This is a genomic window from Lentzea miocenica (assembly GCF_033949945.1).
Classification (GTDB): domain Bacteria; phylum Actinomycetota; class Actinomycetes; order Mycobacteriales; family Pseudonocardiaceae; genus Lentzea; species Lentzea miocenica.
This window is the reverse complement of sequence record NZ_JAXAVW010000030.1, coordinates 98,204-119,403: the sequence shown is the minus strand read 5'-3', so window position 1 is coordinate 119,403 and position 21,200 is coordinate 98,204. Positions and strand designations below refer to the sequence as shown.

General features: G+C 68.9%; 26 protein-coding genes. 12 read left to right on the top strand and 14 right to left on the bottom strand.

Going from position 1 to position 21,200, the window contains the following annotated elements:
• The first annotated feature begins 96 nt into the window (after positions 1-96).
• A complete protein-coding gene (locus tag SK803_RS32405) occupies positions 97-498 on the top strand; it encodes a GyrI-like domain-containing protein (RefSeq protein WP_319969956.1) in 402 nt (133 codons plus the stop codon).
• A 34-nt stretch (positions 499-532) separates the two neighbouring features.
• Here SK803_RS32405 and SK803_RS32400 read toward each other — a convergent pair whose 3' ends face one another.
• Both SK803_RS32400 and SK803_RS32395 read right to left on the bottom strand, forming a co-directional pair.
• Entirely contained in the window at positions 533-673 is a 141-nt protein-coding gene (locus tag SK803_RS32400) for a hypothetical protein (RefSeq protein WP_319969955.1), read from the bottom strand.
• Between the two features lie 26 nt (positions 674-699).
• Entirely contained in the window at positions 700-3,279 is a 2,580-nt protein-coding gene (locus SK803_RS32395; RefSeq protein WP_319969954.1) for a cation-translocating P-type ATPase, read from the bottom strand.
• A gap of 107 nt (positions 3,280-3,386) precedes the next feature.
• Between SK803_RS32395 and SK803_RS32390 the strand changes: the two genes are divergently transcribed.
• From SK803_RS32390 to SK803_RS32375, 5 genes are all read left to right on the top strand, one after another.
• On the top strand, positions 3,387-3,812 hold the full coding sequence (locus SK803_RS32390; protein ID WP_319969953.1) for a hypothetical protein: 426 nt from the start codon (positions 3,387-3,389) through the stop codon (positions 3,810-3,812).
• An 8-nt stretch (positions 3,813-3,820) separates the two neighbouring features.
• Positions 3,821-4,072: a hypothetical protein gene (locus SK803_RS32385; protein WP_319969952.1), complete on the top strand. Its 252-nt coding sequence runs from the start codon at positions 3,821-3,823 to the stop codon at positions 4,070-4,072.
• 118 nt (positions 4,073-4,190) lie between these two features.
• Positions 4,191-4,877 (top strand): acylphosphatase, encoded by a 687-nt coding sequence (locus SK803_RS46610; protein WP_406601617.1) that lies wholly within the window; start codon positions 4,191-4,193, stop codon positions 4,875-4,877.
• Complete coding sequence (locus SK803_RS32380; protein ID WP_319969951.1) at positions 4,762-5,157, top strand: hydrogenase maturation protease; 396 nt, start codon at positions 4,762-4,764, stop codon at positions 5,155-5,157. Before SK803_RS46610 ends, SK803_RS32380 begins: the two co-directional genes overlap by 116 nt.
• A gap of 212 nt (positions 5,158-5,369) precedes the next feature.
• Positions 5,370-6,377, top strand: coding sequence for an MEDS domain-containing protein (locus SK803_RS32375; RefSeq protein WP_319969950.1), 1,008 nt, complete (start codon positions 5,370-5,372; stop codon positions 6,375-6,377).
• Positions 6,378-6,381: 4 nt separating this feature from the next.
• On the opposite strand, the gene hypB is transcribed toward SK803_RS32375, so the two are convergent.
• The 11 genes from hypB to SK803_RS32320 all read right to left on the bottom strand — a co-directional run bounded on the left by hypB (position 6,382) and on the right by SK803_RS32320 (position 13,746).
• On the bottom strand, positions 6,382-7,059 hold the full coding sequence (gene hypB / locus SK803_RS32370; protein WP_319969949.1) for a hydrogenase nickel incorporation protein HypB: 678 nt from the start codon (positions 7,057-7,059) through the stop codon (positions 6,382-6,384).
• Positions 7,023-7,394: a hydrogenase maturation nickel metallochaperone HypA gene (gene hypA / locus SK803_RS32365; RefSeq protein ID WP_319969948.1), complete on the bottom strand. Its 372-nt coding sequence runs from the start codon at positions 7,392-7,394 to the stop codon at positions 7,023-7,025. Before hypA ends, hypB begins: the two co-directional genes overlap by 37 nt.
• The gene (gene hypE / locus SK803_RS32360) at positions 7,395-8,477 is read right to left on the bottom strand and encodes a hydrogenase expression/formation protein HypE (RefSeq protein ID WP_319969947.1); all 1,083 of its coding nucleotides are present in this window, start codon (positions 8,475-8,477) and stop codon (positions 7,395-7,397) included.
• Positions 8,474-9,601 carry a hydrogenase formation protein HypD gene (hypD, locus tag SK803_RS32355; protein ID WP_319969946.1) on the bottom strand — a complete coding sequence of 376 codons (1,128 nt, stop codon included), beginning with the start codon at positions 9,599-9,601 and terminating at the stop codon, positions 8,474-8,476. The genes hypE and hypD overlap by 4 nt, the downstream gene beginning before the upstream one ends.
• 12 nt (positions 9,602-9,613) lie before the next feature.
• Positions 9,614-9,886, bottom strand: a complete 273-nt coding sequence (locus SK803_RS32350) for a HypC/HybG/HupF family hydrogenase formation chaperone (protein WP_319969945.1) — start codon at positions 9,884-9,886, stop codon at positions 9,614-9,616.
• Positions 9,887-9,892: 6 nt separating this feature from the next.
• On the bottom strand, positions 9,893-10,360 hold the full coding sequence (locus SK803_RS32345) for a hydrogenase maturation protease (protein WP_319969944.1): 468 nt from the start codon (positions 10,358-10,360) through the stop codon (positions 9,893-9,895).
• Positions 10,357-11,640 carry a hypothetical protein gene (locus SK803_RS32340; RefSeq protein WP_319969943.1) on the bottom strand — a complete coding sequence of 428 codons (1,284 nt, stop codon included), beginning with the start codon at positions 11,638-11,640 and terminating at the stop codon, positions 10,357-10,359. The genes SK803_RS32345 and SK803_RS32340 overlap by 4 nt, the downstream gene beginning before the upstream one ends.
• Entirely contained in the window at positions 11,637-12,278 is a 642-nt protein-coding gene (locus SK803_RS32335; RefSeq protein ID WP_319969942.1) for a D-sedoheptulose-7-phosphate isomerase, read from the bottom strand. Before SK803_RS32335 ends, SK803_RS32340 begins: the two co-directional genes overlap by 4 nt.
• Positions 12,275-12,493: a HypC/HybG/HupF family hydrogenase formation chaperone gene (locus tag SK803_RS32330; RefSeq protein ID WP_319969941.1), complete on the bottom strand. Its 219-nt coding sequence runs from the start codon at positions 12,491-12,493 to the stop codon at positions 12,275-12,277. Before SK803_RS32330 ends, SK803_RS32335 begins: the two co-directional genes overlap by 4 nt.
• Positions 12,490-13,080: a D-sedoheptulose-7-phosphate isomerase gene (locus tag SK803_RS32325; protein ID WP_406601614.1), complete on the bottom strand. Its 591-nt coding sequence runs from the start codon at positions 13,078-13,080 to the stop codon at positions 12,490-12,492. Before SK803_RS32325 ends, SK803_RS32330 begins: the two co-directional genes overlap by 4 nt.
• A 135-nt stretch (positions 13,081-13,215) precedes the next feature.
• Positions 13,216-13,746 carry a helix-turn-helix domain-containing protein gene (locus SK803_RS32320; protein WP_319969940.1) on the bottom strand — a complete coding sequence of 177 codons (531 nt, stop codon included), beginning with the start codon at positions 13,744-13,746 and terminating at the stop codon, positions 13,216-13,218.
• A gap of 247 nt (positions 13,747-13,993) precedes the next feature.
• Here SK803_RS32320 and SK803_RS32315 point away from each other — a divergent pair, with 247 nt between their 5' ends.
• The 6 genes from SK803_RS32315 to hypF are packed head-to-tail and all read left to right on the top strand — an operon-like array spanning position 13,994 to position 20,741.
• Complete coding sequence (locus tag SK803_RS32315; RefSeq protein WP_406601613.1) at positions 13,994-15,025, top strand: NADH-quinone oxidoreductase subunit B family protein; 1,032 nt, start codon at positions 13,994-13,996, stop codon at positions 15,023-15,025.
• Positions 15,022-16,785 carry a nickel-dependent hydrogenase large subunit gene (locus SK803_RS32310; RefSeq protein ID WP_319969939.1) on the top strand — a complete coding sequence of 588 codons (1,764 nt, stop codon included), beginning with the start codon at positions 15,022-15,024 and terminating at the stop codon, positions 16,783-16,785. Before SK803_RS32315 ends, SK803_RS32310 begins: the two co-directional genes overlap by 4 nt.
• Complete coding sequence (locus SK803_RS32305; protein ID WP_319969938.1) at positions 16,782-17,285, top strand: NifU family protein; 504 nt, start codon at positions 16,782-16,784, stop codon at positions 17,283-17,285. Before SK803_RS32310 ends, SK803_RS32305 begins: the two co-directional genes overlap by 4 nt.
• Positions 17,282-17,908 carry a DUF5947 family protein gene (locus SK803_RS32300; protein WP_319969937.1) on the top strand — a complete coding sequence of 209 codons (627 nt, stop codon included), beginning with the start codon at positions 17,282-17,284 and terminating at the stop codon, positions 17,906-17,908. The genes SK803_RS32305 and SK803_RS32300 overlap by 4 nt, the downstream gene beginning before the upstream one ends.
• Positions 17,905-18,537, top strand: coding sequence for a DUF6084 family protein (locus SK803_RS32295; RefSeq protein WP_319969936.1), 633 nt, complete (start codon positions 17,905-17,907; stop codon positions 18,535-18,537). Before SK803_RS32300 ends, SK803_RS32295 begins: the two co-directional genes overlap by 4 nt.
• Positions 18,534-20,741: a carbamoyltransferase HypF gene (gene hypF / locus SK803_RS32290; protein ID WP_319969935.1), complete on the top strand. Its 2,208-nt coding sequence runs from the start codon at positions 18,534-18,536 to the stop codon at positions 20,739-20,741. The genes SK803_RS32295 and hypF overlap by 4 nt, the downstream gene beginning before the upstream one ends.
• Here hypF and SK803_RS32285 read toward each other — a convergent pair.
• Positions 20,725-21,027: an HPF/RaiA family ribosome-associated protein gene (locus SK803_RS32285; RefSeq protein ID WP_319969934.1), complete on the bottom strand. Its 303-nt coding sequence runs from the start codon at positions 21,025-21,027 to the stop codon at positions 20,725-20,727. The genes hypF and SK803_RS32285 overlap by 17 nt on opposite strands.
• Positions 21,028-21,200 lie beyond the last annotated feature (173 nt).

Here is a 21,200-nt window from a genome sequence, read left to right as displayed (position 1 = left end):
CGCCTCGACGTACACCTCCGCGGTCTCGGCGGCCAGGTGCACCCAGGACGGATCACCTGGCCCGAGTGAGGCGCGATCGCCGAACGGAACCGGAGGGTGCTGGACATCGTGTTCGCAGGACTCGTCATCGGTGCCGAGCACGCCGGTTTCCAGACCTCCGGTCCACCTGAGGTCTGCTACCTGACCGAACCGCGCCACGGTGCCGCCGTGGACATCGAAGCACGCATTCCGGTGATCTCGGACGCCCCGCGCCTCACGAGCGGTCTGGCCCGCCGACCGGGCGGAAAGGTCGCGCACGTCTGTCACGAGGGACCGTACGAAGACATCGCGGACGCCTGCAACGCCCTGTACGTCTGGGTCCACCGGGCAGGCTACGAGGTCGTCGGCAGTCCGGCCGAGGTGTACCTGGCCGGCCCGGCGGACACGAGCAGACCCGAGGACTACCTGACGGAGGTCGTCGTGCCCGTCCGACGGTGTCGCCTCCCCCCTGCCGGGTGAGGCGACGACAAACCAGGCCGCCGTTCGACAGGCGTCATTCCAGGCATCCGCTCAGCCGCACGTCCTGATCAACAGCATCGACGGACCGCACGGCCTGTTCGGGGATCTCACCGGAGTTCTGGCAGGGCGCCTCGAGCTCCTCGGCGAGCGCATCGAAGATCGGTGTACTCGTCATGGTCAGCCACTCTGTGGCATCCACCGTCACGACGTAAGGGGCCGCTCTTGCCTGCCCGCAATGGACAATTTGCGAACCAGAAACGCCTTTGCAACAGCGTCAGCCACCACCACGACAGGTATCGCCGCGAGTGCGAGACCCCAGCCGAGTGCCGAGGGAGCATGTCCGCCCAGCAGGTTCGGCAGCGGTGGCAAGAACAGGAACACCGCGAGGACGACGAGCTCGAAGGCGACTGCCCACAGCAGCAACCTGTTGCCGCGCAAGCCCACCCGCGGCACTGGCCGGATCGCACTGCGGCACGCGTAGGCGTTCGCCAGCTGGCCGAGCACGATCGCCGCGAACGCCGTGCCGGACGCTGTCGCGAGCAACGCCGCGTCCGGAGTGTCGCCGAGCCGCCAGCCCCCTGCGAACAGGACCGTGAGGAACGCCAGCATCGACATCGTCGCTTCCGCAGGGCCGAGCACACCGAACGCCCGGCGCACCAGGGCTCCGTCGATGAGAGACCCGGTGCGCAGGCGTCCGCGCATGGTGCGCTTGTTCGGTGGCTCCGCACCCAACGCGAGCGCGGGCAGCAGATCGGTGCCGATGTCCAGTGCCAGCACCTGGAGCACGGTGATCGCGAGCGGGATCGAGCCGCCGGACAACGCCCACACGACGAACGGTGTGAGCTCGGCGACGTTGTCGGTGAGGTGGTAGGTGAGGAAGCGGCGGATGTTCGCGAACGTCGCGCGGCCCAGCTCGACCGCGGCGACGATCGTGCCGAAGTGATCGTCGAGCAGCACGAGGTCCGCGGCCTCGCGGGCCACGTCGGTGCCGGAGGCGCCCATCGCGATGCCGATGTCGGCCGCGCGCAGCGCCGGTCCGTCGTTCACGCCGTCACCTGTCATCGCGACCACGTGCCCCCTGCGCTGCAAGGCTTTCGCGATGCGCAGCTTGTCCTCTGGCGTCACGCGGGCGACCACGACGCCGTCGTGGTCCAGCAACGAGCCGAGTTCGTCCTGGTCAGCCGGCAGCTCCTTGCCCTCCAGCACCAGGGCCTCGGAGCCCAGCAGACCGACCTGCTCCGCGATGGCCCGCGCGGTGCCGGGATGATCACCAGTGATCATCGCGATGCGGATGCCCGCGGACCGGCACGACACGATGGCCTCCGTCACGTCGTCGCGCGGCGGGTCCTGCAGGCCCACGAGTCCGAGCAGCTCAAGGTCCTCTTCGGCGTGCTGCCAGGACTCCTCGTCACCGGGGCGCACATCCCTGCGTGCCACAGCCAGCACGCGCAGTCCGCGCTGAGTGAGCTCGGCCAACGCGTCCTGCGCACCCGGCACCTTCGCGCACTGCGGCAGAACCGAGTCCGGCGCGCCGGTCACGTGCACGCCGTCGAAGTCCACAACGGACGACCGTCGGCGCCTCGGATCGAACGGGAACCGCACGGCGTCCGCCGACGGGCCGTCAACCCCCAGACGTGCGGCAAGGACGTGCAACGCGACCTCCATCGGGTCACCGACCGGGAGCCACCTGTTGTCCTCGTGGTGTGCGTGGGCGGCGGGTGAACACCGCTTGGCGCTCGACGCCAGCGAACGCACCAGGTCAACCGCTTCGGAAGTGCCGTTCACGGTGCCGGTCGGCTCGTAGCCGTTGCCGTGCACAATGACCTCTCCACGAGGTGTCCACACACGCACGACAGACATCTCGTTGCGGGTCAACGTGCCGGTCTTGTCTGTGCAGATGAACGTCGTCGCACCCAAGGTCTCGACTGCGTCAAGCCTGCGCACCAACGCGTTCTTGGCCGCCATGCTTTGCGCCGCACGGGCGAGCGAGAGCGTGACGGTCGGCAGCAGTCCCTCGGGCACGAGCGCGACCGTGACGCCAATGGCGAACAGGAAACCCTCTGCGAGCGGAAGTCCGAGCAGCACTGCGACGCCGAAGAAGACCGCACCCACGACGACCGCCGTCACCGCGACCACCACGACGACCTTGTGCAGCTGAGCCGAGAGCGGACTGCGCGGTGGTTTCGCCTCCTGGGTCAGCGCCGCGATGCCCGCCAGCCTCGTATGCCCGCCCGTCGCGGTCACGAGCACCGACGCCTCACCCTCCGTGACATGGGTACCCGCATAGACCTGTTGCCCCACAACAGGTCTCGTCGGCACGCTCTCACCGGTCAGCATCGACTCGTCGACAGCAAGGCCGGCCGCGGTCAGCACCTCGCCGTCAGCGCAGACCCGCCCACCTGCTTCCAGCACCAGCTCGTCACCGACGACCAGCTCGGAAGCATCGACCTGCAGGAGGTGACCATCCCGGCGCACCGTGGCACGCACGGGCATCAAGTCACGCAACCGCTGCGCCGCACGATCGGCCCGATATTCCTGAGCGAACGCGAAAAGCCCGTTGAGCACGACCACGACGACGATGGCCACCGCCAACGCGGGCATTCCCGCGATCAGCGCCAGCGCCGCCGCTGCCCACAGCATCAGCGCGAAGAAGTGGACCAGCTGCTCCACCAACAGCAGCAATGGATGCCGCCCTCGGGCAGCCGGCAGCGCGTTGGGGCCGTCGTCCCGAAGTCGCCTCGCCGCCTCGGCCGACGAGAGTCCCGTTGTCGCCACAGTCATGAACGCATCTCAGCGGGGCCGGAGGAGGACGCACAGGGCGTGACGTCCCGCCGGATCGGGGACGATGTTCCCTGTGCCGGTGTCCGCCCCGCCCGGACCCTGAGGGCATGGACACCGACAGTTACATCGCCTTTCTCGTCGTCAGCGCGCTGCTGGTGGTGATCGACGCTGTGATCATCACGATCAGCGGGCGCAAGTACCTCGGTGACGACGACCACCCCGGCAGGAGCGTGGCAGCCAGCTGGCTCACGACCACGTTGTTCACGCTGATCGTGCTCGGGCTCGTCGCGCTGATCTCCACCGTCGACCTGCCGGTGGATGGCGAGCTGCAGAAGCTCGTGACCAAGCTCGGGATCGTGCTGCTCCTGCTGGCCGTGGCCCACGCGATCACGATGACGGTTCTGGCGCGCTATCGAGGAGAAGAACGTCAGGAACACCTCGTCGACGAACTGGCGGAGCAGAGCCGAGTGCATGCGAAGAAGCCCGAGGTGTCGCCGTCGATCGAGCGCGGCGAACCGTACTCGAAGGTGTAGGGGTTGTGATGTCGCGATCGCTCAGATCGGCGGCAGCGGGATTGCTGACCGTCCTGCTGTGCCTGGGCTTGTCCACCGCACCGGTGCTGGCCGACGACCGGAACCCGGCCGGCCCCACCGCCACGGTGACGTCCAGTACCACGATCGGAGCCGGTGGCACGCGGCTCGCGTTGAGCGGTCCGCTCACGCTGCTGCTGGGCGCCGGCCTGGCACTGCTCGCACGTCAGGGGCCCAACGGTCCCGGCTCGCGCAGGACCTAGGCCCCTCACGAGGGGCTGCCGCCGATGCGACGTTTCTGAGACAGGCCATCGCAACGGGTGGGAGAACCGTGACCAGGACCGAACGCATCGAGGTGCACGGCGCCGTACAGGGCGTCGGATCCGGCCGCACGTCTTCCGCCTCGCGACCGAACTCGGCATCCGCGGCGACGTGCGCAACGTCGGCGGGCACGTCGTGATCACCGCGTCCGGCCAGCCGGGCACGCTCAGCGCGTTCCGGCAGGCCCTGCACGAGCACGCACCACGCCACGCACGGATCGACAACATCACCGTCACCCCGCACGAAGACGCCGGCCACACCGGGTTCGTCGTGCGGGACAGCGGATTCGAGGCCGGGCCGCGCATCGTCGTGCCCGATCTCGCGACCTGCGACGCCTGCGTGGCGGAGCTGTTCGACCCCGACGACCGACGCTACCGCTACCCGTTCATCAACTGCACCGACTGCGGACCACGGGCGACGATCGTCGAGTCGTTGCCCTACGACCGGTCGCGCACGACTATGCGCGGTTTCCCCCTGTGCGCGTCGTGTTCTGCCGAGTACCACGATCCGGCCGACCGCCGCTTCCACGCGGAGCCGACGGCCTGCAGTCGTTGTGCGAGCAGACGATCCGCAACTACGACCCGTGCATCTCCTGCTCGGCCCACTTCCTCGACTTCACCAGGGAACGCACATGACCGCCGTGGTGATCGGGGTCGGCAACGAGTTCCGCCGCGACGACGGCGTGGGCCCGGCCGTGGCCCGTGCGCCGGCCGCTTCCGGTGTCCGCGCGGAGATCAGCGACGGTGACCCGGTCCGGCTGATGGAGGCGTGGGAAGGCGCCGAGGTCGTGGTGATCGTGGACGCGGTGCGCTGCACGCCCGCGCTTCCCGGCCGGTGGCACCGCACCACGTTGCCGCACACCGTTCCCGCCGCCGTCGAGGTGACGGACGTCGACTTCGGAACATCGCTGAGTCCCGCGGTGGCAGCCGCCGTGGCTCCGTTGGCTGCGGCAATCCTGACGGAGTTGACGACCAAGGTTCCAGATTTGCCAAATTTCGCCGCAACACCGTCTTTCCCAGTACCGTGACTTTAGGTTCTTCAACGTTGCCCTGACAGCTGGACACATGTGTCCGACAGCATCCAAAATTTCCATTTGCGCTGGTCAAGACGGCCACAAATGGGAGTGTCATCACCATCGAGAGACCGTTAGTATCTGGCTGACGCGTTTCCGATCATCACCTCGGAGACGCGTCGAATCAATCGTCACTCGATTGAGTCACCGCCTGATCTACCGGGAGAGTGATTCCGCTGAGAGTCTCAGCGCAGCCCGCCTTCCTCCACCAGGGTTGTATCTACGGCAGCGACTCGGAGTTCCTCGCGATGGCCGTCCCCTTCGTCCTGGGTGGCCTGCACGCCGGCGAACCCGTGCTGGTCGCCACGACACCGGCGAACCTGGACCTCCTGCACGACGAGATCGGGCAGGACGCCGCCGAAGTCGACTACGTGGAGCCGGAACACCTCGGCATGAGACCACCGCAGCGGGCCACGGCCATCCACCGCTACTGGAGCCGCCACCAGTCCTCGACGCCGGCCCGCGCGGTTCGCGTCCTCGCTGAACCTGAGTGGACCGGCCGGTCCGCCCGCGAGGTGTCGGCCTGGCAGCGCATGGAGGCCGCGCTCAACGTCGTGCTGGCCGACACCCGGATCTGGATGATCTGCCCGTACGACACCAGAACGGTCAACGCCGGCATCGTCGACGACGCCCGCCGGACGCATCCCGAGTGCGTTGTCGGGCATCGGGTCGAGCCGTCCTCGCTGTTCGTCCGGCCGGAGGAGTTCGCACGGTCGCACGTGGAACCGCTGCCGCAGGGGCCCGCGGAGGGGCTCTTCCGCTTCGAGGGCGATCTGACCGCGGTCCGCCGGTACGTGCTCAGGGCGGCCGCCTCCCTGCTGCGGTCCGACGACGCCGCCACAGGCATGTTCGGCATCGCCGTGGGCGAGGCGATCGCCTACCTCGACAGCCAGGGAATCGAGCGAGCCGCGGTGTGGTTGCGCCCCGCCGCGGACCGCGTCGTGTGCACGCTGCACAGCGACCAGCCGCTCACCTGCGTCCCGCCCTTCCTCGGCTACCGGCCGCCCGACGCGACACGGGAGCCGGGTGACGGCCTGTGGCTCACCAACCAGATCTGCGAGTGGCTCGACGTGACCTCCGACGCGTCCGGGTGCACCATCGAGCTGGCCATGCCTGGAGACACGGCAGGCGAGATGAAGCGCGCCGAGAGCAAGCGGCTGGCGTTCGAAGCCTGAGCCGCTACCGCCTCCAGCCGCGGACCAGGGCGATCCACGTCTCGACACCGGCGCCCCCGGTGGCGGACAACCGGATCAGCCCTGCCCGCGGGTTGACCCGGTCCAGGTGCCGGACGAACGTGTCCACGTCGAAGTCCACGTGCGGCAGCAGGTCGGTCTTGTTGAGCACCACCACGTCCGCGGCGGCGAACATGTGCGGGTACTTCAGCGGCTTCTCCTCGCCCTCGGTGACCGACGTGATCACCACGCGGTGCCGCTCGCCCAGGTCGAACAGCGCAGGACACACCAGGTTGCCGACGTTCTCGACGAAGACCACCGAGCGCGCCGGCGGAGCCAGGTCGTCCAGCGCGCCGGCCACCATGCCCGCGTCGAGGTGGCAGCCCGCGCCGGTGTTCACCTGGACCACCCGGCATCCGGCCGCGCGGATCCGCTCGGCGTCGAACGCCGTCTCCTGGTCGCCTTCGACCACCGACACGGCCGGATCGCCGCCCAGCTCGCGGATCGTGCGCTCCAGCAGGGTCGTCTTGCCGGATCCCGGTGAGCTCATCAGGTTCACCGCGAGGACGTCCCGCTGCGCCAACCACTCCCGGTTGCGCTGCGCGAGGTCGTCGTTGCGGGCCAGCACCCGCTGTTCCAGCGGGACGGTCACGGAGTTCGCGGAGCAACCGCAGGTACCGCACACGAAGGACTCACCTCCACAGATCTGATGCGCAGTTCCCTGCCGGACAACACTTCCGCGTACGCGCTACCGCACGCGGGGCACAGCACGACCAAAGATTCGGCCTCGTACTCGGCAGCGCAGTCGCGGCAGAGGACGCGGCCGGCCGGCTCCTCGATCACGAGCCGGGCCCCCTCCACGACGGTGCCCTCCGCCACCAGGTCGAAACAGAACCGGACCGCGTCGGCGACCACCCCGGAGAGCTTGCCGATCTCCAGCCGCACCACGGTGATCCGGGCGTCCCCCGAGCGTGCGGCGATCGCCGCGACGACCTCCTGGATGATCGACACCTCGTGCATTCAGCAGATCCTCGGCAACGGGTCGCCGACCAGCACGTCGCAGATCCTCGTGCCGCCGAACCCGGTCTTCAACAGCACCAGTCCGGGCGGATCCGCGGCGACCCGCCCGATCACCGCCGCCTGCGCACCGAGCGGATGGCCCCGCAGCGCGGCGAGAGCGCGATCCGTCTCGGCCCCGGCGACGACGGCGACGAAACGTCCCTCGCAGGCCACGTACAGCGGGTCGATGCCGAGCAGCTCCGCCGCTCCGCGCACCTCGGGCCGCACCGGCAGCGCGTCCTCGTCGACGACCACGGCGACCTCCGCCGCCTTCGCGATCTCGTTCAGCACGGTCGCCACGCCACCGCGCGTGGCGTCGCGCATCATCCGCACGCCGGGCGTGGCCGTCAGCAGCACGTCCACGAGGCCGTACAGCGGTGCGGTGTCGGAAACCAGCCCCTCCGCCTCGATGCCGAGATCGCCACGGGCCAACATGATCGTCACGCCGTGGTCGCCGATCGGTCCGGACACGATCACCGCGTCGCCCGGCCGCACACCGGTCATTCCGAAGCGCCGCGCGTGCTCGATCACGCCCACCCCGGCGGTGTTGATGTAGCAGCCATCACCCTTGCCGCGCTCGACGACCTTCGTGTCGCCGGTGACGACGAGCACGCCGGCCGCCTCGGCGGCGGCCCTCATCGACCCGGTGATCCGGTGGAGGTCGGCGACCGGCAGTCCTTCCTCCAGGATGAAGCCCGCGGTCAGGTAGAGCGGCCGGGCTCCGGAGACGGCGAGGTCGTTCACCGTGCCGTTGACGGCGAGGTCGCCGATGTCGCCGCCGGGGAAGAACAACGGGGTGACCACGAACGAGTCGGTCGTGAGCGCCAGCCGGGAGCCGCCGATCTCCAGCTCGGCCGCGTCGGTCAACGGTTCGAGCAGCGGGTTGCGGAACGCCTCCAGGAAGATCGCGTCGACGAGCGTGCTGGTCGCCTTGCCGCCCGCACCGTGCGCGAGTGTGATCCTCTCCTCCTTGACCGCGACACGACGCCGGCGAGCCCGCTCGATGCGGTCCAGCACCTGCTGTTCCCTGTCTGAGCGGTTCATCGGACACTCGCCTCCCACACGCGTTCGCGGGTGAACCGGCCGAAGTTGTAGTAGGCGGCGCAGGCACCCTCCGGCGACACCATGCACGTGCCGATCGGGGTCTCCGGGGTGCAGGCGGTGCCGAACACCTTGCACTCCCACGGTTTCAGCACGCCTTTGAGCACCTCACCGCACTGGCAGGCCTTCGGGTCGGCCACCCGCACGCCCGGCAGCTCGAACAGGCGCTCGGCGTCGAAGCGCGCGTACTCCTCGCGGATCCGCAGGGCGGAGTGCGAGATGAACCCGAGCCCGCGCCACTCGAAGTACGGCCGGAGCTCCATCACCTCGGTGATGACCTTGATCGCCGTCGGATTTCCGTGCCACGGCACGACTCTGGCGTACTGGTTCTCGACCTCCGCACGGCCGTCCCGCACCTGGAGCATGAGCTGATAGATCGACTGCAGCACGTCCAGCGGCTCGAAGCCGGCCACCACGAGCGGTTTCCCGTAGTCCCGCACGATGAACCGGTACGGCTCGCAGCCGATCACCGTGGACACGTGACCGGGTCCCAGGAAGCCGTCGAGCCGCTGGTCCGGTGAGTCCAGGATCGCCTTGATCGCCGGCAGGATCGTGACGTGGTTGCAGAAGACGGCGAAGTTCTCGAGGCCTTCCCTCGCTGCCCTCAGCACGGTCATCGCCGTGGACGGAGCCGTCGTCTCGAACCCGATCGCCATGAACACGACCCGCACGTCCGGCCGTTCCCGCGCGATCTTCAACGCGTCCAGCGGCGAGTAGACCATCCGGATGTTCGTGCCTTCGGCGTTGGAGTCGAAGAAGTTCCCGCCGCTGCCGGGAACGCGCATCATGTCGCCGAACGACGTCATCAGCACGCCCGGAGCGCGGGCGATGTGGATCGCGTCGTCGACGCGTCCCATCGGGATCACGCACACGGGACAGCCGGGGCCGTGCACCAGGGTGACGTTCTCCGGCAGGTAGTCCTCGATGCCGTGTTTGTAGATGGTGTGCGTGTGGCCGCCGCAGACCTCCATGAACTTGTACTCGCGGCCCGGTTCGCACAGGCGGGCGATCTCCGCCGCCAGCGCCCTGGCCTTGTCCGCGTCGCGAAACTCGTCGACGAACCGCATGTCGCGCACCTTCTAGTCGATTCGGGAATCTCGCAGCGCGTCCATCTCGTCCTGGTACGCCTTGCCGAGGGTCTCCAGGAACTCCAGCGCCGACCTGGCCTCTTCCTCGTCGATCCTGGACATCGCGAAGCCGACGTGGATGAGCACCCAGTCGCCGCAGCGGACGCCCTCGTCGACGAGCAGGCCGATGTTGATCGTGCGCCGGACGCCGCTCACGTCCACCTTCGCGAGGTCTGGATGATCGGTGAGGAGTTCGACGACCTCACCCGGTATGCCGAGGCACATGCTCGCTCACCTGCCGTGGTTCGTGACGATGTCCACCACCGCGCCGGCGGCGGTGCCGACCGCCCGCTCGACCGCGGGGCTCAGCCCCATCCGGTGGTCGAGCACCGCGGGTTCGCAGCCGACCAGCACCATCCGGCGTGGCGGGCAGCCGAGCCACGCCAGCAGGTTCAGCACGACGTCCGGCTGCATGCCGTGCGCGTCGAGACAGGGCGTGGCTGTGATCGACGTGTCCAGCTCGACCACGTGCACGGTGCCCGCCTCGTCTCCGCGAACGGTGGCGTCCACGAGAATCGTCAGCTCGTGGTCCAGGCCGGCCAGGTCGTAGGCGAGGTGCAGCCCGCGCACGCCGTAGTCGGCGATCCGCACCCACTCCGGCAGGGGCACACCGGCCAGTCTCCTGACGACCTCGACCCCGAACCCGTCGTCGCCGAGGAACACGTTGCCGACCCCGGCCACCAGCATGCGCTCGGTCACAGCGGCTCCACCTCCTCCGGGCCGAAGTAGCGGTACAGCCCGCACTCGGCCAGCAGGTCGGCGGCTTCGTCGTCCTCGAGCGTCACCGCGAGGTGCACTCCACCATCCACATCGGACAAGACCGTCCGGACCTCGGCGACGCGACCGGCCAGGAACATGTCCTGCGCGTCGGCGCCGCGTGACGGCCGCAGCCGGACCCTGGAGCCCGTGCCGACCTGGGCTCCGCCGACCAGCACGCAACCAGGATCCGAGCTAGGTGGCTCGCCCGTCGACGGCACGCCACCCGCATCCGGTTCCGAGTGGCGCATGGTGCCGTGCAACGCTTCCAGCGTCGACGCGGACAGCCCTTCGACCCGATCCAGCAACCCGGCCGCTCTCGCGTCCGTCGCCCGCACCTGCCGCTTCTCCTCGTCGGTCAGGGTCATGGTGCGCAGGGTCAGCAGCTCGTCGATCTCCGTGCCGTCGAACATGTCACCGTGGCTCTGCTCAGCGATCTCCGGGTGGTCGTAGAGGATGATCGGGGCGCAGAGCACGGTGTCGGAGCGACCTGGCCTCCCCATCAGCACCGGCCACGTCCGCTCGTTGCGGCATCCCCCTGCGGCCGCGACCGCCCAGTCAGGCGGGTCGACCAGCGACAGGAACCCGCCCGCCGAGACCGAGAGCAACACGTGCGCGGCGATGAGCGCGTGCCGCAACGCGTCGTTCCTGGCCGATCCCGGCTGTTCCCACGCCGAGGTGTTCCGGACGTGCACGCGCAGCCGCAGCAGACCGGGCGGCACCAGGTCCGCCCGCAAGGTCAGCTCGCCGGTCAGCGCGTACCGGCGGCGCACCAGCCGCGCACCACCGCCGATCATCTCGACGTCCTCGCCATCGTCCACTTCGAACGGTACGCGGGTGTCCGCGCCGATCAGGTCGGCGAGCCGCAGCACGACGTCGATCTCGCGTTCCACCGCCTCGTCCCAGGTGGTGTGTTCGCGACCGGCCACCGTCACCGACGGCACCGCGCGATGACCCGCACCGTCGGCCACCTCGGCGACGCGTTCCTGCAGCTGCAGGAACCGCGGCCGCACGTGCAGCACCGCGTCCGGGTCCGGTACCACGACCAGCTCGGCCCACGAGTCCGGGTGCTCGCCTCCGTCGGTGAACGACGGAGGCATCAGGACACCCCACTGCCAGCGCAGCCGGTTCTTGGTCGCGGACGCGCGGTACGGGTAGAGCAGGTACCCCTCGTACAGCACGGCGTCCGCGATCGTCCTCGCCAGATCCATCGCGCGTGTCATCGGGACTCCATCGCGGCCAGGGTCAGCTCCCACAGCACGTGGTAGAGCGTCGTCTGCGTTTCCTGGATCCGGTGCACCGACGGTGAAGGCACCACGAAGAGGTGGTCGATGTCGTGCGAGGACGCCATTCTGCCGCCGTCACCGCCCGAGAACCCGATGGTGAGCAGGCCACACCGCCGGGCCTGTGTGAACGCCTGCACCAGGTTGGCCGAGCTGCCACTCGTGGACAGACCGACCGCGATGTCACCCGGACGCCCGAAGGTCGCGACCTGACGGGAGAACACCACGTCGAACCCGACGTCGTTGGACAACGCGGTGAGCACGGCGACGTCGTTGGTCAGTCCGAACGCGGGCAGCGGCCGTGCCGCGCTCACGAACAGACTCGCGAGGTCCTGGGCGTCCGTCGAGCTGCCGCCGTTGCCGAACGCGAGCAGCCTGCCACCGCCGGCGAATCGTTCCGCCATCGCTTCGGCGCAGTCCTCGAGGCGCGCGAAGTCCGCGCCGAACACCACTTCCCGCAGCGCGATCGCGTCCTGGATCTTCTCCCTGGTGGACTCCGCGACCTGGGCCAGCAGCGCGTCCACAGCGTCCACATCGGATGGTCGGGCGGACAGGAACGGGTACAGCGCCTCGGTCATCGGGACATCACCGCGATCGCCTCACCAGCGTGCAGCAGCACCACGTCGCCGACGCTCGCGGTCACCAGCGCGACGCTGACCTCCTCGAGGCGACCGTTCTCCGCCAGGACGATCGCCATGTCGTCGCCGAACAACCGCACCACGGTGCCGGGCGCGGCGAGGTCCGCGCACGTGATGCACACGTCCTCCCGGCACTCAGGTCCTTCGCCGCTCACGCCGCACCTTCCAGGAACACGTGCGTCAGCTCCCACAGCAGGTGGTAGGTGGTGACATGAATTTCCTTGACCACCAACGGATCCGTTGACGCGGTGACCAGCACGTGGTCCGCCTCCAACCGGCCTCCGCCACTGCCGGCCAGTGCGACGGTGAGCAGGCCTCGCTCACGTGCGACCGCCAGCCCGCGCAGGACGTTCTCACACTGACCGTCCACGGACAGGCCCAGCGCGATGTCGGTCCGTTCGCCCAGGCAGCGAATCTGGTGCGCGAACGTCTCGGCGAACCCGGCGCGCGCGGCCACGCCGGTGAGCGTCGCGACGTCGGAGGTGAGCGAGAGAGCGGGCAGGGCGCGTTTGCCGACGATCACCGGGTGGACGAACTCCACCGCGACGTGCTGGGCATCCGTGCTCGGACCGCCGTTGCCGAAGACGAGGAGCTTTCCGCCCGCCCGGAACCGTTCGGCCATTCGATGACAGATGCGCGCGATCTCTTCGGCGTGCCCGGCAAGATCCGCCAAAGACACCGCACGCCGTCGTGACAATTCGTAGAAGCGGTCAGAACGGTCAGTAGCCGGAGCTTTTGCCACGAGCCCTTCTTCACGTCGGAACAGATTCCAACAGCCAGGCCGATTGTTTACTTCACGACCAGGGCACTGCGCAAGCTCGCACTATTCCCGGTGACGAAGAAAGCGTTTTGCGCCGGACAGGCATTAATTCGACGTTCAGCGAAACGGCATGTCTCCGAACCGGTCCTGGACGCGCCGCAGCTCGCGCAACCGGGGTTCGGTCTCGCCGCCGGCCCAGCGACTCACGGTCTTCACGGACACGCCGAGCTGCTTCGCGGCGGCCTCCCGCGTGAGCCCCTCACGACGCAGCACGTCCATGATCCATTCGGCGAAGCTCGTCGGCGTCGCGACCGGAACCTCCGCCGCGGACACCTCTGACCTCGCCGAAGTCGACTCGTCCGGCTGACGGCCAACCGGGTGAACGCACTCGACCACGGACGGGAGCACGTCGAACTCGACCTTGTCGGGGTACGTCCGGCACGAGACCTGGATCTTCCCGGCCGGTCCCGCGGCGGCCAGCAGGACGTCCATGATCGTCCTGTTCAGCTCGCGGTTGTCGTTCTCCGGCAGCAGTACGTCCGACATGCAGCCGCGGATGAAGCCCTGAATTTCCGGGACGGAGGAGGGTCGCGCGGCGAACACCCTCGTGAGCACGACGACGGGAAAGATCTCGATCGACTCGGCCACGCAAACCGTCCCTTCGGCGATCTCGATCGTACAACCCTTCCTCAGGAGAATTCGCGGGCACGGGCGCGGTGGACACTTCTGTCCTGCTCGACGCCGCGACAACATTGTCCGGTCCGATGACAGTTCAGTCTTGCGACACGAACGGGGAAAGGTCTAGCGTTGCGTTCCCCGCCCGCTCCCCGAAGGTTGAGAACAATTCACCTTCTCATGTGTTCTGGGCATTTTTCATCAGGGAGGTGTGCCGGCGATGACGAGGGCCGAGCAGCAGCCCGGCAACCCAGCGCTGGTCCCGGTCGAACCCGAACCCGTGGTGCACGTCCTCTGGATGAACGGCGGCCTCAGCTGCGACGGCGACTCGGTGGCCCTCACCGCCGCCACCCAGCCCAGCATCGAGGAGATCGTCCTCGGCGGCCTGCCCGGACTGCCTCAGATCGCCATGCACTGGCCGCTGCTGGACTTCGAGTGCGGTCCCGACGGTGGTGCGGACAGCTTCATCGAGTGGTGGTACCGCGCCGACCGCGGTGAGCTCGATCCTTTCGTGCTGGTGGTCGAGGGTTCGGTGCCCGACGAGACGAACAAGGAAGCCGGGTTCTGGTGCGGCTTCGGCACCGATCCCGCCACCGGCCAGCCCATCACCACCACCGAGTGGCTGGACCGGCTGGCGCCCAAGGCGACCGCGATCCTCGCCGCGGGCACGTGCGCGGGCTACGGCGGCATCCACGCGATGGCGGGCAATCCGACCGGTGCGATGGGCCTGCCCGACTACCTCGGCTGGGACTGGAGGTCGAAGGACGGGATCCCGATCGTGGTCGTGCCCGGCTGTCCCGTCCAGCCGGACAACCTCTCCGAGACCATCCTGCACCTGCTGTACCAGGTCGCCGGCAACGCACCGATGATCGACCTCGACGAGGCGTTGCGGCCCAGGTGGTTGTTCGAGACCACGGTGCACGAGGGCTGCGATCGCGCGGGCTACTACGAGCAGGACGAGTTCGCGCAGCAGCCCGGCTCGCCCAAGTGCCTGGTCAAGCTCGGGTGCTGGGGCCAGGTTGTCCGGTGCAACGTGCCGAAGCGCGGCTGGATCAACGGCATCGGAGGCTGCCCCAACGTGGGCGGCATCTGCATCGCCTGCACCATGCCCGGCTTTCCCGACAAGTTCATGCCGTTCATGGAGCATCCGCTCGGCGGCACCACCCCCTCGCCGGCCAGGACCCTGACCGGCACCGCCATCCGCGTCCTGCGGGACGTCAGATCGAAGGCTGTGAACCCGGTACCGCGATGACCGCAAAGAACACCGATCTCGTCGAGATGACCTGGGACCCGATCACCAGGATCGTGGGCAGTCTCGGCATCCACACCAAGATCGACTGGGCACAGCGGCGGGTGGTCGAGTGCTACAGCACGTCGTCGATCTTCCGCGGCTACAGCGTCTTCATGAAGGGCAAGGACCCGCGCGACGCGCATTTCATCACCAGCCGCATCTGCGGCATCTGCGGGGACAACCACGCGACGTGCTCGGTCTACGCGCAGAACATGGCGTACGGCGCACGCCCGCCCCACCTCGCTGAGTGGATCATCAACCTGGGCGAGGCCGCGGAGTTCCTGTTCGACCACAACATCTTCCAGGAGAACCTGGTCGGCGTGGACTACTGCGAGAAGATGGTCCGCGAGACCAACCCCGGTGTGCTCGACCTCGCGAACCGCACTGAGGCTCCGCACGCCGCCGTGCACGGCTACCGCACCATCGGCGACATCATGCGCTCGCTCAACCCGCTCGAGGGCGAGTTCTACCGCGAGGCGCTGCAGGTCTCCCGGCAGGCCAGGGAGATGTTCTGCCTCATGGAGGGCAGGCACGTCCATCCGTCCACTTTGTACCCCGGCGGCGTCGGCACGGTGGCCACGTTGCAGCTGTTCACCGACTACCTCACCCGGCTGATGCGGTACGTGGAGTTCATGAAGAAGGTCGTCCCCATGCACGACGACCTGTTCGACTTCGTCTACGCCGCGCTGCCCGGTTACGAGGAGGTCGGCAGGCGGCGGGTGCTGCTCGGGTGCTGGGGTGGTCTCAACGACCCGGAACACTGCGACTTCACCTACCGGAACATGTCCTCGTGGGGGCGGAAGATGTTCATCACGCCTGGCATCGTCGTCGACGGGAAGCTCGTCACGACCGACCTCGTGGACATCAACCTGGGCATGCGGATCCTGCTCGGTTCGTCGTTCTACGACGACTGGGAGGGCATGGACAAGTTCGTGACGCACGACGAGCTCGGCAACCCGGTCGACGCGCGGCACCCGTGGAACCAGCACACGATCCCGAGGCCCGGCAAGCGCGACTTCGGCGGCAAGTACTCGTGGACGATGTCGCCGCGATGGTTCGACGGCGAGCAGCACCTCCCGCTCGACACCGGCGGCGGGCCGCTCGCCCGACTGTGGACGACCGCGCTCGCCGGCCTCGTGCGCACCGACCACGTCGAGGCCACCGGCCACAGCGTGCGCATCACGTTGCCGCGCACCATGACCCGGCCCGAGGCGACCTTCGAGTGGCGGATCCCCCGCTGGAGCAACGCCATCGAGCGCAACCGCGCCCGCACCTACTTCCAGGCGTACATCGCGGCGCTGGCGCTGCACTTCTGCGATCGCGCACTGGCCGAGGTCCGCGGCGGGCGCACGGACACCTGGTCGGAGTTCACCGTGCCCGACGACGCGTTCAGCTGCGGGTTCACCGAGGCGGTGCGCGGCGGTCTCTCCCACCACATGGTGATCCGCGACGGCCGGATCGCGAACTACCAGCCGTACCCGCCGACACCGTGGAACGCGAGCGTACGGGACAGCTTCGGCACGCCCGGCCCCTTCGAGGACGCGGTGCAGAACACGCCGATCTTCGAGGAGAACACCAAGGAGAACTTCAAGGGCATCGACATCATGCGCGCGGTGCGCAGCTTCGACCCGTGCATGCCCTGCGGCGTCCACATGTCCATCGGCCAGGGGACGACGCTCACCAAGATCCACACGCCGCACGCGTTCGGTGGCGCGCCGTGACGCACGATGTGGAGAACGCGGGCGAGAGAGTCGAGGAATTGCTCGCCATCCTGCGATCGGGTCAGGACCGGGAAGTCGCGGAAGACCTCGTACGGGTGCTGATGGACCTGTACGGCAACGGCCTCGCGCGCGTCGTCACGATGCTGCGCGAGCACGACGCGGCGTTGCTCGGGGCCATCGCCGCGGACGATCTCGTGGCGAGCCTGCTCGTGCTGCACGACCTGCATCCGGACGACACGTGTGCACGGATCCGCCGGGCGCTGGCCGGGCTAGGCGGCCGCTTCGGCGACATCGAGTACCTCGGTACCGACGAGGACGGTGTCGTGCGGTTGCGGCTCTCCGGCGGTGGTTGCGGAACCGGCGGACCAGCGGCGGCCCGGGTGGCCGAACGGGCGGTTCTCGACGCCGCCCCCGAGGTCACGGCCGTGGAGATCACGACAACCGCGGCCCTGCTGCAGATCACGGTGGGGCCGCCGCCGGGGTGGAGCGTGGCGTCATGAGCCCTCACAGCCTACGGCGCTTCGCCGGGACGCCGAGCGTCCTGCGGGAGCAACGCGCCGCACGGATGGAACAGGTGGAGCGGTGCGAGATGTGCAGCACGCCGGTCGCATCGCGGCACGGGCACGTGGTCGACGTCCGGCGCCGCGCGCTGATGTGCTCCTGCCGCGCGTGCTTCCTGCTGTTCACCAGGAACACGATGCACCGGACGAGGTATCGTGCCGTGCCCGAACGCTACCTGCGGGATCCGCAGCGCCCGGTGACCGCGGTGGAGTGGGAGGAACTGGGCATCCCGGTGGGCGCGGCCTTCCTGCTGCGCACCGACACGGGCATCACGGTGTTCTACCCGAGTCCCGCCGGTGCCACCGAGCGCCCGCTCGACACCGGCGTGTGGAACGGGCTGGCCGAGGCTCATCCGCTGCTGACGACCGCCGAGCCCGACGTGGAGGCGATCCTGTTCCGCCGCACCGAGAACAGCGTCGACTGCTTCCTGGTCCCGATCGACGTGTGCTACCGGCTGGTCGGCACGGTCCGGCTGTACTGGACCGGTCTCGACGGTGGCGACCAGCTGCACGAGCACATCGACGCGTTGTTCGCCGAGATCAGGGACAAAGCACGACCATGAACCCACTGCACTTCGAATGTGTTGGCGCACAAGCCAACCCGTACGCCGCAGTGCCCGCCATCACGCTGCGGCTGCGGATCACGCAGGGCTCCGGCGAGCTCGTCGACGCGGTGGCCCTGCGCTGTCAGATCCGCATCGAGCCACACCGCAGGCGCTACGCGGCCGACGAGGCCCGGCGGCTCGTCGACCTGTTCGGGGACACCGGCCGCTGGGCACGCACGCTCAAACCGGTGTCGTTCGCGACGCTGTCGACAATGGTGCCTGGCTTCACCGGGAGCACCGTCATCGATCTCGACGTGCCGTGCACCTACGATCTGGAGGTCGCCTCCACCAAGTACTTCAACGCGCTCGACGCGGGCGACATCCCGCTGCTGTTGTTGTTCAGCGGCACGGTGTTCGGCACCCACGAAGGCAGGATGCGCGTTCAGCAGGTGCCGTGGAGCAACGAAGAGTCGTTCTCGTTGCCGGTGAGCGTGTGGCGCGAGACCGTCAACCTGCACTTCCCCGGCAGCGCCTGGTTGCGGGTGCGGCAGGACACGATGGACTCGTTGCAGCGCTTCAGGTCCGAGCACGCGTTCGCCAACTGGGACGACACGGTGGCCGCGCTGCTCGCGGCGTCCGGGACGTGAGCACGGAGGTCGGCCGGGATCTCCGGGTCGTAGGAGTCGTGCAGGGCGTCGGCTTCCGGCCCTACGTGCACCGGCTGGCGACCCGGCTCCGGCTGTCCGGACGCGTCGGCAACGACATCACCGGGGTGTTCATCGAGATCGAGGGCGCGCCGGAGAACGTGGCGGAGTTCCTTGCCGCGCTTGCCCGCGACGCTCCCCCGCGGGCACGGATCGACCGGGTCGAGGTGTCCGAGTGCACAGCACGCGGCCTGACCGGCTTCGAGATCATCGCGAGCAGGACCGGCGGAGCGCGCGCCACGCTGGTGCCGGCGGACATCAGCACGTGTGCGGACTGCTTGCGCGAGCTGTTCGACCCGGCCGACCGCCGCTACCGGTACCCGTTCGTCAACTGCTCCCACTGCGGTCCCCGGTACACCATCGTGCGCGGCATGCCGTACGACCGGGCGCGAACGACCATGAATCGCTTCCCCATGTGTGCGACCTGCCGGTCCGAGTACGCCGATCCCGCGGATCGGCGCTTTCACGCGGAGCCGACCTGTTGCCAGGACTGCGGTCCGCGCCTCTACCTGGGTGAGAGCACGGATCCCCTGGCCGAGGCCGTGGCACGACTCGCCGACGGGCAGGTGGTGGCGATCAAGGGACTCGGAGGCTTCCACCTCGCCGCGCTCGCCGCGCATCCCTTCGCGGCGGCCGTGCTGCGCACCCGCAAACACCGTCCGGACAAGCCGTTCGCGGTGATGGTGGCCGATCTGCCGCAGGCGGCTGTGCTCTGCGAGGTGGACGATCCAAGCGCGTGTTCGCTGAACGACACCCGGCGGCCGATCGTGCTGCTGCCCCGCCGCGCCGGCGCACCGGTGGCGGACGCGGTCGCGCCCGGAAGGAGCGAACTGGGCCTGCTGCTGCCGTACACCCCGCTGCATCACCTGCTGCTGCGGGATCTCGGCGAACCGATCGTGCTCACCAGCGGCAACGTCTCGGACGAGCCGATCACCTACCGCCACGGCAGGTCGCTGGCCCGCGTGGCCGACGCCGTGCTCACCCACGACCGGCCGATCCGCTCCCCCGCCGACGACTCGGTGGTGCGCGCGGGCAGGATGCTGCGCCGCGCCAGAGGGTACGCACCGGAACCGATCACCCTGCCCGTGCGCAGTCCCCTGCCCGTCCTCGCCTGCGGCGCGGACCTGAAGAACACGTTCTGTCTCGTGCGTGGCGAGCAGGCGTTCCTGTCACCACACCTCGGCGACCTCATCGACCACGCGACGTTCAGGTCCTTCACGAGGAGCGTCGAACATTTCGTGCGGTTGTTCGGCATCGCACCCCAAGTCGTGGCCCACGACCTTCACCCCGACTACCGCTCCACCAGGTACGCCACCGAGCTCCCCCGCGTCGACCTGATCGGTGTGCAGCACCACCACGCCCACGCCGCGTCCTGCCTGGCCGAGAACGGCGAGACAGGACCGGTCATCGCGGTCGTGTTCGACGGCACGGGCTACGGACCGGACGGCACGATCTGGGGCGGCGAGTTCCTCGTCGCCGATCTCCTGGGCTACCGGCGGATCGGGCACCTGAAGCCGGTGCCCCTGCCCGGCGGTGCGACCGCGATCAGGCAGCCGTGGCGGATGGCCGCGGCATACCTCCCGGACGTCCGCCTTCCGGTGGCGCACCGCAACGAGTCGCGCTGGGGACCGGTGGTCGCGATGGCGCGCAACGGGGTGAACGCACCGCTCACGTCCAGCGCCGGCCGGCTGTTCGACGCAGCCGCCGCGCTGCTCGACGTGCGGGACGTGATCACTTACGAGGGCCAGGCGGCGATCGAGCTGGAGCAGCGCGCCGATCCGTCCACTTCGGACGGCTATCCGGTCAGGACCGACGGCCTTGTCGTGTGCGGAGAGGACCTGCTGCGTGCTCTCGTCGCCGACCTGTGCGCGGGAGTCGATCCGGGAGTGATCGCCGCCCGGTTCCACAACGGCGTGGCAGACGCGGTCGTGGCCTGTTGTGCCACCGCGCGGGAGGAGACCGGGCTGACCTCTGTCGCGCTGTCCGGCGGGGTGTTCCAGAACGCGCTGCTGCTGCGCCGCACCGTCGACGGCCTGCGGCGCATCGGGTTCCGGGTGCTCACCCACCGCCAGGTGCCCCCGAACGACGGCGGCATCAGCCTGGGCCAAGCCGCCGTCGCCGCGAGCCTGCTCAGTTGTGCATCCTGAGCAGCCTGCTGTGCAGCTGGTCGTGCACTGCGTCCACCGCTTCCTCGAACGTGGCCGCCTCCGCCTTCGCGACCACCGGCGTGCCGTTGACGTCGAGGTTCACGTGCACGGTGATCGTGCGCGGCCCGGTCGCGGCGAGCCGGACGTGAGCGAACTCGGTCAGCTCCGGCGAGTAGCGGGCCAGCGGGGTGATCTTGTCGTGGGCGTACTTCCTGGCCTCCGTCGCGATTCGGCCGTCCAGCTCGACCACGACATTGCCGATCTCCGCCGCGCCTGCGTGCTTCATCTGGACCTCCATGCGAAGTGACATCAGCACTTTCGCTCGTCCGGATCCCCGCTGACAGGTCCGAAAGAGCCGGGTGAGGAGGGACCTGGGTCCCTGGTCCCCGATCCCGCGCCGACCTGGCGCTCGACGTGCCGGCGTTTCCTCCGGGTGCCATCGGACGTCATCGCGAACGA

What these genes read in the sequence shown, in the direction of transcription:
- SK803_RS32400 (WP_319969955.1), bottom strand. Translation starts at nt 673, where the DNA reads ATGACGAGTACACCGATCTTCGATGCGCTCGCCGAGGAGCTCGAGGCG.
- SK803_RS32395 (WP_319969954.1), bottom strand. Translation starts at nt 3,279, where the DNA reads ATGACTGTGGCGACAACGGGACTCTCGTCGGCCGAGGCGGCGAGGCGA.
- SK803_RS32390 (WP_319969953.1), top strand. Translation starts at nt 3,387, where the DNA reads ATGGACACCGACAGTTACATCGCCTTTCTCGTCGTCAGCGCGCTGCTG.
- SK803_RS32385 (WP_319969952.1), top strand. Translation starts at nt 3,821, where the DNA reads ATGTCGCGATCGCTCAGATCGGCGGCAGCGGGATTGCTGACCGTCCTG.
- SK803_RS32380 (WP_319969951.1), top strand. Translation starts at nt 4,762, where the DNA reads ATGACCGCCGTGGTGATCGGGGTCGGCAACGAGTTCCGCCGCGACGAC.
- hypA (WP_319969948.1), bottom strand. Translation starts at nt 7,394, where the DNA reads ATGCACGAGGTGTCGATCATCCAGGAGGTCGTCGCGGCGATCGCCGCA.
- hypE (WP_319969947.1), bottom strand. Translation starts at nt 8,477, where the DNA reads ATGAACCGCTCAGACAGGGAACAGCAGGTGCTGGACCGCATCGAGCGG.
- hypD (WP_319969946.1), bottom strand. Translation starts at nt 9,601, where the DNA reads ATGCGGTTCGTCGACGAGTTTCGCGACGCGGACAAGGCCAGGGCGCTG.
- SK803_RS32350 (WP_319969945.1), bottom strand. Translation starts at nt 9,886, where the DNA reads ATGTGCCTCGGCATACCGGGTGAGGTCGTCGAACTCCTCACCGATCAT.
- SK803_RS32340 (WP_319969943.1), bottom strand. Translation starts at nt 11,640, where the DNA reads ATGACACGCGCGATGGATCTGGCGAGGACGATCGCGGACGCCGTGCTG.
- SK803_RS32335 (WP_319969942.1), bottom strand. Translation starts at nt 12,278, where the DNA reads ATGACCGAGGCGCTGTACCCGTTCCTGTCCGCCCGACCATCCGATGTG.
- SK803_RS32315 (WP_406601613.1), top strand. Translation starts at nt 13,994, where the DNA reads ATGACGAGGGCCGAGCAGCAGCCCGGCAACCCAGCGCTGGTCCCGGTC.
- SK803_RS32310 (WP_319969939.1), top strand. Translation starts at nt 15,022, where the DNA reads ATGACCGCAAAGAACACCGATCTCGTCGAGATGACCTGGGACCCGATC.
- SK803_RS32300 (WP_319969937.1), top strand. Translation starts at nt 17,282, where the DNA reads ATGAGCCCTCACAGCCTACGGCGCTTCGCCGGGACGCCGAGCGTCCTG.
- SK803_RS32295 (WP_319969936.1), top strand. Translation starts at nt 17,905, where the DNA reads ATGAACCCACTGCACTTCGAATGTGTTGGCGCACAAGCCAACCCGTAC.
- SK803_RS32285 (WP_319969934.1), bottom strand. Translation starts at nt 21,027, where the DNA reads ATGAAGCACGCAGGCGCGGCGGAGATCGGCAATGTCGTGGTCGAGCTG.